This is a genomic window from Maribacter sp. 4U21 (assembly GCF_002742365.1).
GTDB lineage: Bacteria > Bacteroidota > Bacteroidia > Flavobacteriales > Flavobacteriaceae > Maribacter.
Map to the genome: position 1 here is coordinate 1 of NZ_MDGN01000002.1, position 15742 is coordinate 15742.

Here is a 15742-nt window from a genome sequence, read left to right on the forward strand (position 1 = left end):
TTTTTTTCAGCACGTCCTGCAAAATCTGTTCGTCAAGGCTTAGGTCGGCCACCAGTTTCTTCAACTGTGAATTCTCTTCCTCGAGGTTCTTCAACCTACGTAGTTCAGAGACACCAAGCCCTCCGTATTTCTTCTTCCAATTGTAAAAAGTGGCCTCACTGATACCCATCTTACGGCACACCTCTTGGATACGGGTACCGGTCTCTACCTGTTTGATCGCAAATACGATCTGCGATTCAGAATACTTTGATCGTTTCATAAGCAAATACTTGTTTAAAGTTAAACATTTATTCGCCCGGAATTCTCTAGTTTTAAAACGTCCGGTTTAATGGGAGGAGGTCACCATAAAACGGATGAACGCACTTAAACTTCCTGGAAAATATGCGCTAGTTGCCTGCCTGTAGTAGTCCCTATGGCAATGCCCATGCCTCCTAAACGGATTCCGCAAGCGGTATTAGCACCTATTTGCCTCACAATGGGTTTCTTTTGAGAGCCCACTCCCATAATACCGCTCCATTGCTGTGCTATTTCAAACGGAGTATAAGGAAGTATGACCGTTCTTAAAAGTTCTTCCAATTTATTGAGTACCAATGGTGTGTTTCCGAATTGAGTTGTTTCCTCTGCTTTAAAATCCAGATTTCTACCTCCTCCCAGTAAAATTCTATTGTCAATATTCCGGAAATAATAATATCCCTCCTGCAAATGGAAAGTGCCTTCAATAGAAAGATTCTTTATTGGTGCTGTAATAATGATTTGCGCTCTAGCAGGCAATACGTTTTCCTCTAGAAGACTGTTCGCAAAACCATTGGTGGCGATAAGTAATTTTTTTGTATTAAACTCAAATAGGTTCGTTTTAACGGATACTCCTTGACCATTTTCCACAAAGTCTTCTACGGTAATTGAATTCAATACCTGAATATTGGATTTCTGAGCAAGACCTACCAGAGATAGCATCATCTTCCCCGTATCTATCTGGCCCTCTAAAGTATGGGAAATGTACTGCCGCTGTATGCCATTGAATCCAAAACTATTCTCAGATACTTTAAAAACAGTTTCTTTAAAAATTGGTGCCAAAAGCTCATTTGCCTTACCGATATTCTCCATACAGTGTTGATAGCTTTTAGCATCTTGCTTTAAAAATAGTTCATGACCCCCATTTTGTTCGTACCCGATTGCCTTATCTCCTAATAGTTTTCTCAGCGACTGTATACCGTTCCACCTATCTAAAACCAAAGCTGCCAACTCTTCTTCCGAATGTGTTCTTAAATCAGCTAAGATTTCCGAAATACTCCCGAAACATGCGAAACCTGCATTTTTGGTACTTGCCCCTTGAGGCAAAATTCCTTTTTCCAAAACTAGAATTTTAGCCTTTGGATAGCGTGCTCTAAGTTCTAATGCACAATTTAATCCAACGATACCACTACCCACAATGGTAAAGTCGGTATTCGAAATCCAAGATTTACGCTCCCAGTAGCTAAGATTCATCCTGCGAAATTATGTGTTTCATTCTTTAACAAATCCTCTGTCGAATTAAACCTTCTTATCCTTTCTTATTTTAATCTAGGAATTTAATGTCCCCACAATTAATTTCAAGGTCATTGATTTTATAGAAAAGCGTATGCTCCTGTAACTCAAAGCCAGCTCGGACAACACCATTTACGCCTTTATCCGATAGCGCTACATGATAAAAAAGAAAAGACTCCCTTGGCAGTATAGTTTTTACCAGGTTAGAACTGGATTTCCAGTTTTCATTTAAGTAGGATTCCAAATCCAGTCCGTAATTGGATAAGGATTCGTTCTCAAGGGCCATTTCCATATTAGGCACATAAAAATAGAAGTTTACTTGTGGCGATGAAGGTATTGTGAACGCATCATTTGGTAGATGAAGCGCTAATTTTAATTTACGATTCGTTTCATTGGTTATTCGCGACCAAAAAATCACGAAAGTATAGGGTTTCCCATCCGATGCTATATATTTTTGTCCTCCTTTTGGGTAGCTGTTCTGAATAGTGATGTTCTTATTTTCATACGCAAACTCGGTATGGTACTGCTGTGCCCATATCATAGAAGAGAGTAAACATACGATAACGGAAATTGATGATTTCATCACTACAGGCATTTAATTATACGTTCTATAATCCATTCTTTTCCTTTTATTATCTCTCAAATCCATTACGCAATACCTCATCGTCCTGCTTTAATTGCTCTAGAAAATCTAATATATTATCTGCTATCAGCCGAATTCTGGTTTCATCTGCTCCGAAAGCAATGATCTGTCCGGATGTTCCTTTACTCTCAGGCGCATAGTCTATGGCGATAAAATTACCTCCTCCGGTACTGTAAAAAGGAACCCAATAGGGGTTGGTATAAATGCCAATAGTTTTTCTCCCATCGGGATGATTATTTCCGGTTAAATCCGCAAGCATCCAATTGGGGTCATTGTAGATTACTTTCCAGTTCTTCCATTCCTGTACTATTTCTTCAGCGGTTAGAAACCCCGTGTTTTCGATTCCCCCGTGTAAGTCGCACAGCACTTTTAGCTCTTTTGGAAACGTATAGTTTGCTAAGGATTCAAATTCCTTAAAAACACCCTGATTATTTTTTGGTGGGTTTGGCTTCAAGTTTCTTTGACCGATATATTCGGCAAAGGTTTTCTTTAAACGTACCGCATCTAGATCTGCCCCCGACGTGTCACTATACTTTTGAATGTAGCGTTGTTTTTCCTTGGTAATCTTTACTTCGTTATATTGTTGAGGCGCATTTTTATAGAGATAGGCCCCCATATTTTCGTAGGGTCTTTCATCTATTAACATCCCAGAATTTACCCATTCTTGAGAAAACTGTCCTTTTCCTAAGACGAGCATAAACTGCGGATCGGGATTTAGTTCTGGTTGCCTTTTAAACTGACCGTTCGCTTTATATTCCGCTAATCTTTCGTATTGCTTTTTAAAAATAATATCCATCCATAGGGCAAAATTACCACCATCCTCAAAATGCATTGGGACTATATGCTTATTGGATACATAAGCGAACCCTTCGTAAGGAAGCCCTTGCGCCTTTGGCGTTAAGAAAAATAGTTTAAGTACGCTATCTCCTAAATAATGGGCTAATTTTTCCAATAAGGTATCCCTAAAACCCATGGTATCATACGACTTGTAATTTCTTACTGTAGCGTTTTTATGGTGGGAATAGTCTTTGTAGTAGGGCTCTGGTAGCTGGGACAAGGAAATGGAATTAAAATGAATATCTGAATAATTTACCTTCTTCAGTTCTTTAGTGTAAGGGATACGCCGCATGCTCATTTTATTAAGGCAGGATGTGGTTAAGATTATTAAGGTGAGTATGGTCCAGTATTTCATTTTAACATCTCTAGCTTTATCCAAGATACTCAAATATAAGGGTAGGCAAGTGATAAATTAAAGCACAGATTCCATTTTGTTTTAGGGATTGTAGCGGCATCCTTTTTTGTGCCTTGCTTTTATTTTGTACAAAAAAGATACAGCGGAAAGCCTGGCTGTATACTATTGCCGTTTTATTAAATAATCGAAAATGATACTGCTATTCAGTTAGCTTTGGGGACTTTCTCATTGTAATTTACTTAAACAATAGTATAGAGAAAACCATAAAAAAACTCCGACCATATGGCCGGAGTCGTTACTTAGTTACTCTTTGTTTCTGGATCCATAACCCAATCGTTCATAAAGGCTGTAGTATAATTTCCTGCCAAGTAATCCGGATGGTCCATTAACTGTCTGTGGAAAGGAATGGTAGTTTTTATCCCTTCTATGACAAACTCGTCCAAAGCTCGTTTCATCTTGTTAATGGCCTCTTCCCTTGTTTGGGCAGTAGTAATCAACTTAGCGATCATAGAGTCATAGTTTGGCGGAATACTGTAGCCACTATACACATGTGTATCCATGCGTACCCCATGACCTCCCGGGGTATGCAATGTGGTAATCTTTCCTGGTGAAGGCCTAAAATTATTGTAGGGGTCTTCTGCATTTATTCTACACTCGATAGAATGTAGTTTTGGTATATAATTTTTACCTGAAATCGGTACACCGGCCGCTACCAATATCTGCTCGCGAATTAAATCGTAATCGATTACCTGCTCCGTTATGGGATGCTCTACCTGAATACGGGTATTCATCTCCATGAAATAAAACTTTCGGTGCTTATCCACTAAAAACTCAACGGTACCAGCACCTTCGTACTTGATATATTCGGCGGCCTTGACCGCAGCTTTACCCATAGCGTCCCGTAACTTATCCGTCATAAATGGGGAAGGTGTTTCCTCCGTAAGTTTTTGATGTCTGCGCTGCACGGAACAGTCTCTTTCGGATAAATGACATGCTTTACCATACTGATCACCTACCACCTGAATTTCTATGTGGCGTGGTTCCTCAATAAGTTTTTCCATGTACATACCTCCATTACCGAAAGCAGCTGTAGATTCTTGTACCGCACTTTCAAAAAGCTCTTCCATCTCCTCTTCTTTCCAAACGGCGCGCATTCCTTTACCACCACCACCGGCGGTTGCTTTTATCATCACGGGATAACCCATTTTTTTGGCCGTCTTCTTAGCATCGGCCACGTCCTTCAATAATCCTTCCGAACCTGGCACACAAGGAACTCCTGCTTCCTTCATAGTAGCTTTGGCGGTGGCTTTGTCCCCCATACGGTCAATTTGTTCACCAGAGGCACCAATAAACTTGATTTCGTGCTCCGCACAAATTTTTGAAAACTTGGAGTTTTCAGAGAGAAAGCCATAACCCGGATGTATGGCATCTGCATTCGTGATTTCTGCAGCGGCAATTATATTGGGTATTTTCAAATACGACTCGCTACTCGCGGCAGGCCCTATACAAACGGCCTCATCTGCAAAACGTACGTGAAGACTTTCTTCGTCTGCCTTGGAGTAGACCGCTACCGTCTTAATTCCCATTTCCTTGCAGGTACGAATAACACGGAGTGCAATTTCTCCCCTATTCGCTATTAGTATTTTTTTGAACATATGCTTTTTAGTTTAAGAGTTTATGGTTTCGTAGTTCCTTTTATTTAATGACCTCCCATTAAACATGGCGCTTCAAACTTCTAAACTTAAGATTATGATGGGTCTACTAGAAATAGTGGCTGATCAAATTCTACTGGAGACGAATCGTCTACCAATACTTTGACTATTTTTCCTGAAATTTCCGATTCTATATCATTGAACAATTTCATTGCTTCGATGACACAAAGTACGTCACCGGAAGAAATTGTATCTCCTACCTCAACAAAAACTGGCTTATCTGGAGATGGCTTTCTATAAAAAGTTCCGATGATCGGTGATTTTATCGTAATATATTTAGCTTCTTCCGACGCTTCTTCCTGTGCAGCGGCTGGCGGCGCAGCAGGCGTTTCCGCTGCAGCTGGCGCAGCAGGGACGGCAGGTGCCATAGGTGCCTGTGCCATAGGGATGGATTGCACATACGTAGTTTCGGTAGCACCGTGACCTCCGGTGCGTATCGTAATCTTTAAATCATCCGTTTCCAGTTTTACCTCGCTGGCTCCTGATTTTGCGACAAACTTAATGAGGCTTTGAATTTCTTTGATATCCATAGTTTCAAATGTGTTTTTAGTGATGGTTTAATTAATTGTATGCCCATTTTAAATAGATAGAACCCCAAGTGAATCCGCCACCAAAAGCAGCGAAGACAAGATTATCTCCTTTTTTGAGCTGTTTTTCATAATCGCTCAATAATAACGGTAAGGTAGCTGAGGTTGTATTGCCATAACGCTGAATGTTCATCATTACCTTGGAATGATCCAGTCCCATTCTTTTTGCAGTGGCATCAATAATTCTTTTGTTCGCTTGGTGTGGCACCAACCAAGATACGTCATCATCGGTCAGTTTATTTCTGGTCATGATTTTCTCTGCAACATCTGCCATGTTGGATACCGCAAATTTGAAAACCGTTTTACCGTCCTGAAATATATAATGCTTTCTAGCCTTAACGCTCTCTATGGTAGCTGGCATTATGGAACCTCCGCCTTCCATGCCTAAAAATTGGCGTCCAGCACCGTCTGCCCTTAAATACTCATCTTGTAGCCCTAGACCTTCTTCATTGGGTTCAAAAAGTACGGCTCCGGCACCGTCCCCGAATATAATACAGGTAGTGCGATCGGTATAATCTAAAATAGAGGACATCTTGTCTGCCCCAATTAGTAAAACCTTCTTGTACCGACCAGATTCTATTTGGCTCGCTACGGAAGACATCCCGAAAAGAAAACTGGAACATGCCGCTAATAAATCATAGGCAAAGGCGTTGGTAGCTCCTATTTCCGAAGCTACAAAAGCAGCGGTAGAGGCAACCATACTATCTGGAGTAGCAGTAGCCACAACGACCAAATCTATTTCCTCTGGATTAACGTTTCCTTTTTCCAAAAGTTGTTGAGCGGCCTTGATTGCCAAGTATGATGTTCCTTGACCCTCCTCAGGTTTTAAGATTCTTCTTTCTTTGATTCCTGTCCTACTGGTAATCCACTCGTCATTAGTGTCTACCATGCCCTCGAGCATTTTATTGGTTAGGATGAATTGGGGAACATAGCCACCCACAGCGGTAATAGCTGCTGATATTTTGGTCATATTTTAATTGCTTTTGTGTAAAAAACGTTCAAAAACACGTCAAAAGTTGTGAAAATTAATGATTTTCATCGACTTTTTAATTAAAAATAGCCTGTTTTTAAAAAATTGATATTTAAAAAACCCTTAAGGTCCTTAAATAATAATACTAAGGACCTGAAAATGAAATTGACCTTAAAACGAAAAAAAACTCCCTACCTCATACTGAGGTGGGAGTTATATATAAAAAGAAGTGAAATTTAAGCTTCCGCCTCTTCGGTCTTGTCAACTAAAACTTGGCCTCTGTAATATAATTTTCCTTCGTGCCAGTGCGCTCTATGGTACAAGTGCATTTCACCTGTTGTAGAATCAGTAGCCAAAGTTGGGGCAACTGCCTTGTAGTGCGTTCTTCTCTTGTCTCTCCTAGTTTTGGAAATTTTTCTTTTAGGATGTGCCATTATAAAACTTTATTTATCCGTTAATAGTTTTTTCAATTCGTCCCATCGGGGATCATTTTCTTCCTTATCGTTTCTTTTTTCCTTTGGCTGAAGCTCTTGAAGTTTGTCCAAGACCTCTGATTGTAACGTGCCGTCCGCAATTCCCGGGTGTACCCTTTTCTGGGGTACGGAAAGTACCAGCATTTCGTAAGCGTATTGTGAAATATTCAATTGATGCTCCCCGTGGGGTAGAATCAATATTTCATCGTCCTCGTCATTATACTCCTCACCAAACTTGACCACTAGCTCCAACGCCGATGTAATTTCCTGATCGTAAGGTTCACTGGTAATATCACAAATCACATTAACGTAACCAGACGCTTTAAAATCTAACTCCATTATCGTGGTCATCTTATTCAAGACAACATTTAACTGGATGTTAGCACTATTAAAATCATCGTATCCAAAAGAATCAAAGAACGTATTGTCAATTTCAAAATTAAAGTTGTGCTTTCCTTGCTTTAACCCTGAGAAAGGAATGTTAAACTCCTTTTGCTTCATTACCTCAACACTTAATTATAACATTCATTGCCTTAAAGGCGGGTGCAAAGATACTATTATTTTGACAAAAGCCAATAGTTATCAACTATTTATCTTCATAACTTTTATGGGTCAAGTACTAGGGGATTATCGTTTTACACGCTGCTTCTTCAGCACGTTACTGGTGAGCTCTTTGTACTCCGTTCTGTTCCTGAAAATCTGTAGGCCCGTAAATACGGCTTCCTTGAAGGAGCTATGGTCCGCTTGGCCTTTCCCCGCAATCTCGTAAGCCGTTCCATGGTCCGGAGATGTCCTCACAGCGCTTAGACCGGCGGTAAAATTAACCCCTTGTCCAAAGGACAGCGTTTTAAACGGTATAAGCCCTTGGTCATGATAAGCGGCCAAAATAGCGTCAAACTTTTTATAACTATCGGAGCCGAAAAAACTATCGGCAGAATAAGGTCCGTAGACCAAATGCCCGTTGTTGGCCATTTCCCGTATTACAGGTCTTAACACTTCATCATCCTCCTTGCCAATGACGCCATTGTCGCCACTATGCGGATTAATGCCTAGTAAAGCGATCCGCGGCTTTCGAATTCCGAAATCCATTATCAAGGATTTTTCTATCGTATTTACCTTATCCCTTATAAGCCTTGGAATTATTGCCGAGGAAACATCCTTGACCGCTACGTGGTCCGTTAGCAGACCCACCTTAAGACTGTCCGTTACCATGAACATAAGGCTCTCTCCTTCTAGCTCTTGCGCCAAATAGTCTGTGTGACCCGGGAAATTAAATTCATCCGATTGAATATTATTCTTGTTGATAGGAGCTGTTACAAGTACATCTATGGCGCCTTCTTTAAGTGCCTCTACTGCGGCTTTTAATGATTTAATCGCAAAACTTCCCGCTTCCTCCGTCGCTTCTCCAAACCGAACATTGGGAATCTCTTTCCAAACATTCACAATATTGACCTTGCCGTCTATTGCCTTGTCCGCTTGCTGTACCCCGTTGAATACTATATTTATATTCAAGGCTTTTAGTTGATAGGAGATGGTCTTGTTAGAAGCAAAGAATACCGGAGTACAAAAATCTAACATTCTACTGTCTTCAAATGTTTTCAGTGCTACCTCACAACCGATACCATTTAAATCTCCTACCGATATCCCCAACCTGATTTTCCTATTTTCCTTCATGATAATCTTTACCTTTGTAGTCAAATCTAAAATCCTGAAATGGCTTTTCCCAGCAATAGGAAGGCAACGTCATCAGTATTATTTAGACCGTTCGGATATTTCCGATAAAGCGCAAAATTACTTAATAAAAACGATACATGTTTACCGGTATAATTGAAACCTTAGGAGAGGTCGTTCGTCTAGATACTAAAGGCTCTAATCTGGATATCACCATAAAATCTAGCATTACACCTGAACTAAAGATTGACCAAAGTGTGGCCCATAACGGTGTTTGTTTAACCGTTGTTTCGTTAGAAGGTGATACCTATACCGTCACCGCTATAGACGAAACCCTGCAAAAAACAAACTTGGAAACCTTACAAGTTGGTCATAAGGTAAACTTGGAACGCGCTATGATTCTTGGTTCTAGACTGGATGGTCATATCGTGCAAGGCCATGTAGACCAAACGGGCACCTGTACCCATATCGAAGAAAAAGAAGGAAGCTGGTTCTTTTCCTTTACATACGATGCTGCCAAAGGCAACCCTACCATTGAAAAAGGGTCTATTACCATTGATGGCACTAGCTTAACCGTTGTTAATTCTGGTTTGAACACGTTTCAGGTGGCCATTATTCCCTATACCTATGAAAACACCAGATTCAATACCTATAACCCAGGGACAATAGTAAATCTTGAGTTCGATGTTATTGGAAAATACGTAGCCAAGTTGATGGCGAGTAGGTAGTAGGTGAAATAATTTGTTATTATGGACTTCAATTCGCCTTTGCTACTTTCTATTTAATTCCATACGCAAGAAGCAAACGAAACCTTATTCCTCAAAAAAACCGATAGAAGAGCCTATCCAGGTTTCTTCCGTATTATGGGATACATTAATAAGTTCCCCTTTGCTCATACGGCCTAAATTCACTACTGGTTTTAAACGGTTGTTCTTTTTGTCCCAAATGTAAAGAATACGTATTTCGCCCTTGGAATTCTTTTCCGACCTTGTTTTAATTGCAGAGGCGTAGGTAACTTTCTCTTGTAAAATATAATTTTCCTTATCTGAAATAGCCGCTATTCTCTCTTTCGTAGGATATAGGTCAATACCAAGACCTGCGAATGAGAATAAAGGTTTTAGCACATATTTTTCTAGGTTGATATCCGCAGGAAAATCATTTAGATAAAAAGAGTTGGGGATGTTCTTATGTTTAAGTTTGGGCATAACACATTTAGAAATCATAAAAAACCAATCTGGATGTGTTACCCACTCCACATCTACATCATCATGTAATTGAAATGCTGTTTTTAAATCTTTTGTTCGCTCAATTTCGTCAAATATTACCCTGTTGTATATCCGATGTATCGGGGTTTTTACGCCATCTTTTCTATAGTAGAGCTTTTTCCCTTCTTTTGTGATTTTGGTCATACACACTACCTCGATGCCCAAGGCTTTTTTGGTAGCCCAAAAATCGATACGGGTCTTCTGCTTTTCTGGATACAGCTCCATCAAAATAACGTTCTCCCGCTTTTCATCACCAATAATTACATCAGCTACCTCCTTTACATATTGATTCTCATCCAAACCGCTGAAATAATAATCAAAACCCGTCTGGGGCATGGCAGGATAATTATTTAAAAATGCTTTCCCCAAGAAAGGCTGATAAAAAAATAGTGTAGGAAAGGCCTGCAACTCTATTAATTGTGGTGAAATTCCTCCTTTACCATCTTCGCAAAGTCCAAAATCTATCGCCAAAAAGTGTGGCTTTCCCAAGGGTGAAGGAGACTGTATATGCTTAGGTACAAACTGGTCCCTAATTTTATCAAAATCCAGTGCCCATAATTGGTCTATAATATGCTCACAGGCATCAAATATTTGATTTTTAACTTCCTTGCTGATGAAAATAGGTGTTTCCGAAAGCCTAAATGCAGTTCCCTCACCATAGGTAGCTACGATTTCCTTTTTTAGGTTCTCATAGTATTCTTCCTTGAACCTGGCATTGAACTGCTCCCTAATCTTTGCTATCATGCCAACTGTAATTTTGTTTTATCGATAGCCTCTGCCGCAAGCATTAAGAACCTAGGAATGATAGTAGCGTTCGTTTTCATGATTTTATCATCATCGTTCAAATGCTCTAGCATATTCTTGTATTTCTTTTCTCCGTGCTTTTTTATGACAAGGGCTTTCTTTTCTTCTTTTAAGAAATATTTGGTCATCCCCTCCGCATCCGCCTCCGGATGAAATTGCGTTCCAAATATTTCGTTCGAAAACCGGATGGCCATTACCGCACGTTCCAAGGCAACGTTCGGGCGTTCTTTTTCAATACACAATACCTCTCCGTCTAACGTATCCAACTTCCATTCTTTGGGGCCAATAACTTGATAATCCCTTGAATCTACCGCATAGAAAGGATTGTCCAAACCTTTGAACAGGGTCTCTTGCTCGCCACTTTTGGTTTTGTGCATGGGCAGGATACCAAAAGACGTGGACCGTCGTTTAGTGACCTTGGCCAAGTCCCAATGCAAACAAGCCAATTGAAAAGAATGGCAAATTAAAAATAGATGTTTTTTGTTCGGTTTTGAAAGATTGTGGAGCAAGACCGCGTCAAGAAAATTAAAATAGGCGTTTTCCCAAGCTTCTCCCAGTACGAGCGGTATTCCCGGACCACCGGACGAAATGAAAATGTCATAATCCTTTAGCTTAGGAATTTCCGATTTTACGCGTACGTCGAATACGTCATACGTGCCACGTATTTCTTTCTGTTTTAAAAACTGGCCAACCAACATAGTGATGCAGCGCATACCTTCGTTGGCTTGACCTGCATTCATATCCAAAACAGCAATTTTATACTTTCTATCCATCTTTCATCTCACTTTCTAACCTAACGTAAAAAATCCTATTTACGTCTAAACGGTCGCCATATTAAAGCCCCTTACGTGTTTGGGAAACTACGTACTCCATGACCTTTTTAAGGTCTTTAGTTTCTTCGTAGACTTTAATTTGCCTATCGGCTCCCGAACCTTGTTCCAACATTTGATACACATAATTCACCTCTGTACGACAACCTAATTCATCTACAACATCATCAATAAACTCCAAAAGCTCATTAATAAGGGTGGGGAAAGCCACTTCCTCTTGCCTACCAAAATCTATTAGTTTGGCATCTACACCCCAACGGGCGGCACGCCACTTGTTCTCGTTTATCAAGATACGTCTGTACGACCTAAAACTTTGATTCTTTCTGTGCAGCTTGCTCAGTTTGGCAATGATACATTGCATCAAAGCAGCTATACATATCACCTCATCGACGGTCATGATCATATCGCACACTCTAAACTCCACGGTCGGATAAAAAGGGTGCAAACGAATGTCCCACCAAATTTTCTTGCCGTTATCTATGCAGTTGGTCTTTACCAAAAGTTTCACAAAATCATCATATTCCGGCACACTGGCAAAATAGGGCGGAATTCCTGTTCTGGGGAACTTATCAAAAATCTTGGAGCGGAAAGATTTGAACCCCGTGTCCCTGCCTTCCCAAAAAGGAGAATTCGTGGACAGCGCATAGAGATGAGGAAGAAAATAACGCGCTATGTTCATAATCTGTAGCCCCTCTTCCCTATTAGGAATGGCCACGTGTACGTGCATTCCAAAAATGAGGTTGGACCGCGCTACATCTTTCATTTCGTGAATAAGCTGATCATACCTGGGGTTAGGTGTAATCAGTTGCTCGCTCCAGTGAGAATAGGGATGTGTTCCGGAAGCAGCTACCTCAAGACCTTCCTTGGAGGCCAATTCAAAAATCTGTTGACGTAGATAGGAAACCTCATCCCTGGCCTGACCAATATTCTCACAAATATTGGTGCCCATTTCTACCATGGACTGGTGCATTTCCTCTTTTATGCGCTCCTTTAAAAAAACCTTACCTCCGTCAATGATTTTCGACATCTGGGAATGAAGCTTTAGACTATCGCTATCCAGAATTTGAAATTCTTCTTCTATTCCCAGGGTGAATTTATGCATTATCGTATCTGCTTTTAATTGTCTTTCTTATTTGGATTTTTTAGCCGCTGGTTTTGCTTTTGCCGGAGTTTTTTTGACCGCGGTAGTCTTTTTGGCCGTTACCGTTTTTGCTTTGGCTGGGGCCTTTTTCACAGCTGGTTTTGCAGTAGTTTTCTTGGTGGTCGCCGTTTTCGGAGCCGTTTTCTTCGCAGCTGGTTTAACAACTGACTTTTTCGCCGGACTTGCCACTTTTTTAATTACCGTCTTTTTTGCCTGTGCCGCCGTTTTCAGGTTGCTTTTCTTAGCTACAGGTGCTACCGGAGTAGACGCTTCCTTTACAAAAGAACCCCAAGACGTGCCGTTCTTCTTTGGTTTGTGCGCCTTTGCCTTTTCAATGGCCAGTTTTGCGGAATGTTCCACGATCCAATCAAAATTTGCTTGACCTACGGAGTTAATGTCCGCGTCCGGTGCTGGATTGCAAAAATCGATGGCATAAGGAATACCGTTACGGATGGCAAACTCCACCGTATTAAAATCATAGCCCAAGGCTTTGTTCAATTTTAGCGTGTAATCCGTAATGGTCTTCATCAATTTAGTATGCTCAGCACCTGTAGTCTTTGGCTCTGTGGCATAACGGGCATGAAATTCGTTTCTTGGCTCGTAGGGCATTATATGTACATATTTTTGACCCAAACAGTATACTCTATAGTAATCATCGAATTCGATTTCCTCCTGTAGCATCATAACCAACTGCCCCGTTTCTTCCAAACACTGGAATAGGTGATCCGCGTTTTCTACCTTGTAGACGTTTTTCCATCCACCACCATCATGTGGTTTCATATAGGCAGGGAAGCCAATGTAATTGAACATATATTCCCAATCCAGTGGTGCTTTTAAGTTTCTAAAGGAGGTCTCCGACGTATCGTCCGGTCTTTCTTTTGAAGGTAATAGAACAGTTTTAGGAACAGGCACACCCAATTCCATAGCCAGGCAGTTGTTAAAGAATTTTTCATCGGCACTCCACCAAAACGGATTGTTAAGCACAGCGGTGCCCATCAAGGATGCATTTTTAAGATACGCCCTGTAAAAAGGAACACTTTGCGAAATCCTGTCAAAAATAACATGGTATCCATAGTCTATACCTTGTTGCAGTTTATCTATCTGCACAGCTTCGGCGATTACCTCACCTTTACCCAATTCGTTGACCTTGTCTATAAATGCCCATGGAAACGTGTCTTCCATTCCAAATAATATACCTACTTTTTTTGCCATTAGTTTTATGTTTTAGTTTTTGAGGCTTTCGCCGTTCAATATTTTTTGTTATTCTTTAGTTCTTAAAAGTACTTCCCTAAATATTCTGGAAACATCATTTTCCATAGGGGCCAATCATGGTCTTGCCATTTCTTCTCATCGTACCAATGTGCTATTCCCCTGCTGTTTAAAATACCGGACATGTGTTTGTTCTTATCCAAACAGATATCCCAATCTGAGGTGCCCAGAACAATATGCATATGATTGTATTTCCAGCTTTCCTCGTTTTGCATAAACTCATCCGGGCAATTGAAATAGATACGGTCATCGGCACAGAGCGGCGTCATGTTCCGAATGTTGAAGGCAGCACTCATGGCTATTAAATGTGATACTACATCCGGAAATCTAAATGCGGTATTCGCCGCATGAAAACCTCCAAAGCTGACTCCGGCAACTGCAATCCTGTGCGTATTACATTCTCTTTGAATATACGGAATGAATTCGTTCTTTAAAAATTGCATGTACAGTTCATAGTTATGAATCTTTGTTTCCGAATTCATATGGTCATCATAAAAAGACAACATGTCTATGGTCTCTACATTATATAACTTAATCTTACCCGCTTCTACCAAATGCATCACAGACGCATTGAGACCAAAACCTGAATTCTGTGTATACTGCCCCCCTGAAGAAGGAAACATAAGTATGGGATGCCCCCAATGACCCGTAACCTCGACCATAATATTACGGCCAAGAGTGTTGGAATAATAAGGAATATGTTCAATTTTTGCCATATGTTAATTTTATCCAAAAGGATTAACTCTCAATTATTTAGGGGCGCAAAAGTAATTTATTTTTTGACACAACAAATTTTATTTTTTACTATTCGTTATACTTGCACTCGCTAAGCGCAAAACATGGGTTTTAAGATAGATTTTATCAGTGCAAAAGGTCATTTTTTCTCGAAAAATTTGAGAAGGAAGGTGTTTTTTCGCTTCGTGGCACCCGGAAATTACACCAAAAAGGAAACACCCTTCCCTGTACTTCTAATGAACGATGGTCAAGATTATGATGCCATGAACCTTGAAAAGACCTTGACCCAAGCTTTTGCGAATGTCAACCTACAGCCCTTCTGTTATGTGGGCATCGCCTGTAATGAAGATAGGATGAACGAATACGGCATCAGCAGCTCACCGGATTACAAGAATAGAGGTAAGAGAGCACTATCGTATACCAAGTTTATCATTGAAGAGTTCATCCCTTTTCTAAAAAACGAATTCAATGTCTCTAAAAACGGGGCAGATTGGGTCTATTGCGGAATGTCCTTGGGTGGGCTATCCGCTTTGGATATCGCCTACAACAACCCTAACTATTTCAATAAAGTGGGCGTGTTTAGTGGTTCTTTCTGGTGGCGTAAAAAGGTCTACGTAAAAGGTGACACATTGGATAGGAGCCGCATCATATTGGACGTTATAAAAAAAAGACCTTATGTAGCAGGACAAAAATTTTGGTTTCAATGTGGTACGGCAGATGAAATGGCGGACCGTAACAATAATGGCGTTATCGACGCTATCGATGACACTTTGGACGTTATCAAGGAACTACAACAAAAGAGGTATACGTATCCCGGTGACATTAGCTATGTTGAGGTAAAAGATGGCAAACACGATTTACCCACTTGGGGTCATATATTTCCAGATTTTTTGAGTTGGGCCTTCGAAAAAAAGGTATAAATGAAC

At 40.5% G+C, this 15742-nt stretch carries 16 protein-coding genes and 1 pseudogene; 2 read left to right on the forward strand and 15 right to left on the reverse strand.

Annotated elements, in window-relative coordinates:
• From BFP77_RS00680 to pdxA, 10 genes are all read right to left on the reverse strand, one after another.
• Positions 1 to 259, reverse strand: a 259-nt coding sequence (locus tag BFP77_RS00680; RefSeq protein WP_143751806.1) for a transposase, incomplete at its 3' end; no start/stop codon positions are given.
• Between the two features lie 104 nt (positions 260 to 363).
• Positions 364 to 1485, reverse strand: coding sequence for an NAD(P)/FAD-dependent oxidoreductase (locus BFP77_RS00685; protein WP_099572170.1), 1122 nt, complete (start codon positions 1483 to 1485; stop codon positions 364 to 366).
• Between the two features lie 70 nt (positions 1486 to 1555).
• On the reverse strand, positions 1556 to 2107 hold the full coding sequence (locus BFP77_RS00690) for a hypothetical protein (protein ID WP_143751807.1): 552 nt from the start codon (positions 2105 to 2107) through the stop codon (positions 1556 to 1558).
• A gap of 49 nt (positions 2108 to 2156) precedes the next feature.
• A complete protein-coding gene (locus BFP77_RS00695) occupies positions 2157 to 3383 on the reverse strand; it encodes an SMI1/KNR4 family protein (protein WP_143751808.1) in 1227 nt (408 codons plus the stop codon).
• Between the two features lie 275 nt (positions 3384 to 3658).
• Positions 3659 to 5014: an acetyl-CoA carboxylase biotin carboxylase subunit gene (gene accC, locus BFP77_RS00700; RefSeq protein WP_099572173.1), complete on the reverse strand. Its 1356-nt coding sequence runs from the start codon at positions 5012 to 5014 to the stop codon at positions 3659 to 3661.
• A gap of 92 nt (positions 5015 to 5106) precedes the next feature.
• Positions 5107 to 5601, reverse strand: coding sequence for an acetyl-CoA carboxylase biotin carboxyl carrier protein (gene accB, locus BFP77_RS00705; RefSeq protein WP_099572174.1), 495 nt, complete (start codon positions 5599 to 5601; stop codon positions 5107 to 5109).
• Positions 5602 to 5632: 31 nt separating this feature from the next.
• Positions 5633 to 6628: a beta-ketoacyl-ACP synthase III gene (locus BFP77_RS00710; RefSeq protein WP_099572175.1), complete on the reverse strand. Its 996-nt coding sequence runs from the start codon at positions 6626 to 6628 to the stop codon at positions 5633 to 5635.
• Between the two features lie 236 nt (positions 6629 to 6864).
• Complete coding sequence (gene rpmF, locus BFP77_RS00715) at positions 6865 to 7062, reverse strand: 50S ribosomal protein L32 (protein ID WP_099572176.1); 198 nt, start codon at positions 7060 to 7062, stop codon at positions 6865 to 6867.
• Between the two features lie 9 nt (positions 7063 to 7071).
• The gene (locus BFP77_RS00720) at positions 7072 to 7602 is read right to left on the reverse strand and encodes a YceD family protein (RefSeq protein WP_099572177.1); all 531 of its coding nucleotides are present in this window, start codon (positions 7600 to 7602) and stop codon (positions 7072 to 7074) included.
• A gap of 126 nt (positions 7603 to 7728) precedes the next feature.
• Complete coding sequence (gene pdxA, locus BFP77_RS00725; RefSeq protein ID WP_099572178.1) at positions 7729 to 8775, reverse strand: 4-hydroxythreonine-4-phosphate dehydrogenase PdxA; 1047 nt, start codon at positions 8773 to 8775, stop codon at positions 7729 to 7731.
• 137 nt (positions 8776 to 8912) lie between these two features.
• On the opposite strand from pdxA, the gene BFP77_RS00730 reads away from it, so the two are divergent.
• Positions 8913 to 9500 (forward strand): riboflavin synthase, encoded by a 588-nt coding sequence (locus tag BFP77_RS00730; RefSeq protein ID WP_099572179.1) that lies wholly within the window; start codon positions 8913 to 8915, stop codon positions 9498 to 9500.
• Positions 9501 to 9584: 84 nt separating this feature from the next.
• Here BFP77_RS00730 and BFP77_RS00735 read toward each other — a convergent pair whose 3' ends face one another.
• From BFP77_RS00735 to BFP77_RS00755, 5 genes and pseudogenes are all read right to left on the reverse strand, one after another.
• A complete protein-coding gene (locus BFP77_RS00735) occupies positions 9585 to 10781 on the reverse strand; it encodes a hypothetical protein (RefSeq protein ID WP_099572180.1) in 1197 nt (398 codons plus the stop codon).
• The gene (locus BFP77_RS00740; RefSeq protein ID WP_099572181.1) at positions 10778 to 11614 is read right to left on the reverse strand and encodes a type 1 glutamine amidotransferase; all 837 of its coding nucleotides are present in this window, start codon (positions 11612 to 11614) and stop codon (positions 10778 to 10780) included. Before BFP77_RS00740 ends, BFP77_RS00735 begins: the two co-directional genes overlap by 4 nt.
• Before the next feature lie 61 nt (positions 11615 to 11675).
• Positions 11676 to 12773: a carboxylate-amine ligase gene (locus tag BFP77_RS00745; RefSeq protein WP_099572182.1), complete on the reverse strand. Its 1098-nt coding sequence runs from the start codon at positions 12771 to 12773 to the stop codon at positions 11676 to 11678.
• A 306-nt stretch (positions 12774 to 13079) separates the two neighbouring features.
• Positions 13080 to 14024 (reverse strand): annotated as a pseudogene (locus BFP77_RS00750) (ATP-grasp domain-containing protein); the annotation flags it as partial.
• 62 nt (positions 14025 to 14086) lie between these two features.
• A complete protein-coding gene (locus BFP77_RS00755; protein WP_099572184.1) occupies positions 14087 to 14797 on the reverse strand; it encodes an alpha/beta hydrolase-fold protein in 711 nt (236 codons plus the stop codon).
• Between the two features lie 123 nt (positions 14798 to 14920).
• On the opposite strand from BFP77_RS00755, the gene BFP77_RS00760 reads away from it, so the two are divergent.
• The gene (locus BFP77_RS00760; RefSeq protein ID WP_099572185.1) at positions 14921 to 15736 is read left to right on the forward strand and encodes an alpha/beta hydrolase; all 816 of its coding nucleotides are present in this window, start codon (positions 14921 to 14923) and stop codon (positions 15734 to 15736) included.
• Positions 15737 to 15742: the final 6 nt, after the last annotated feature.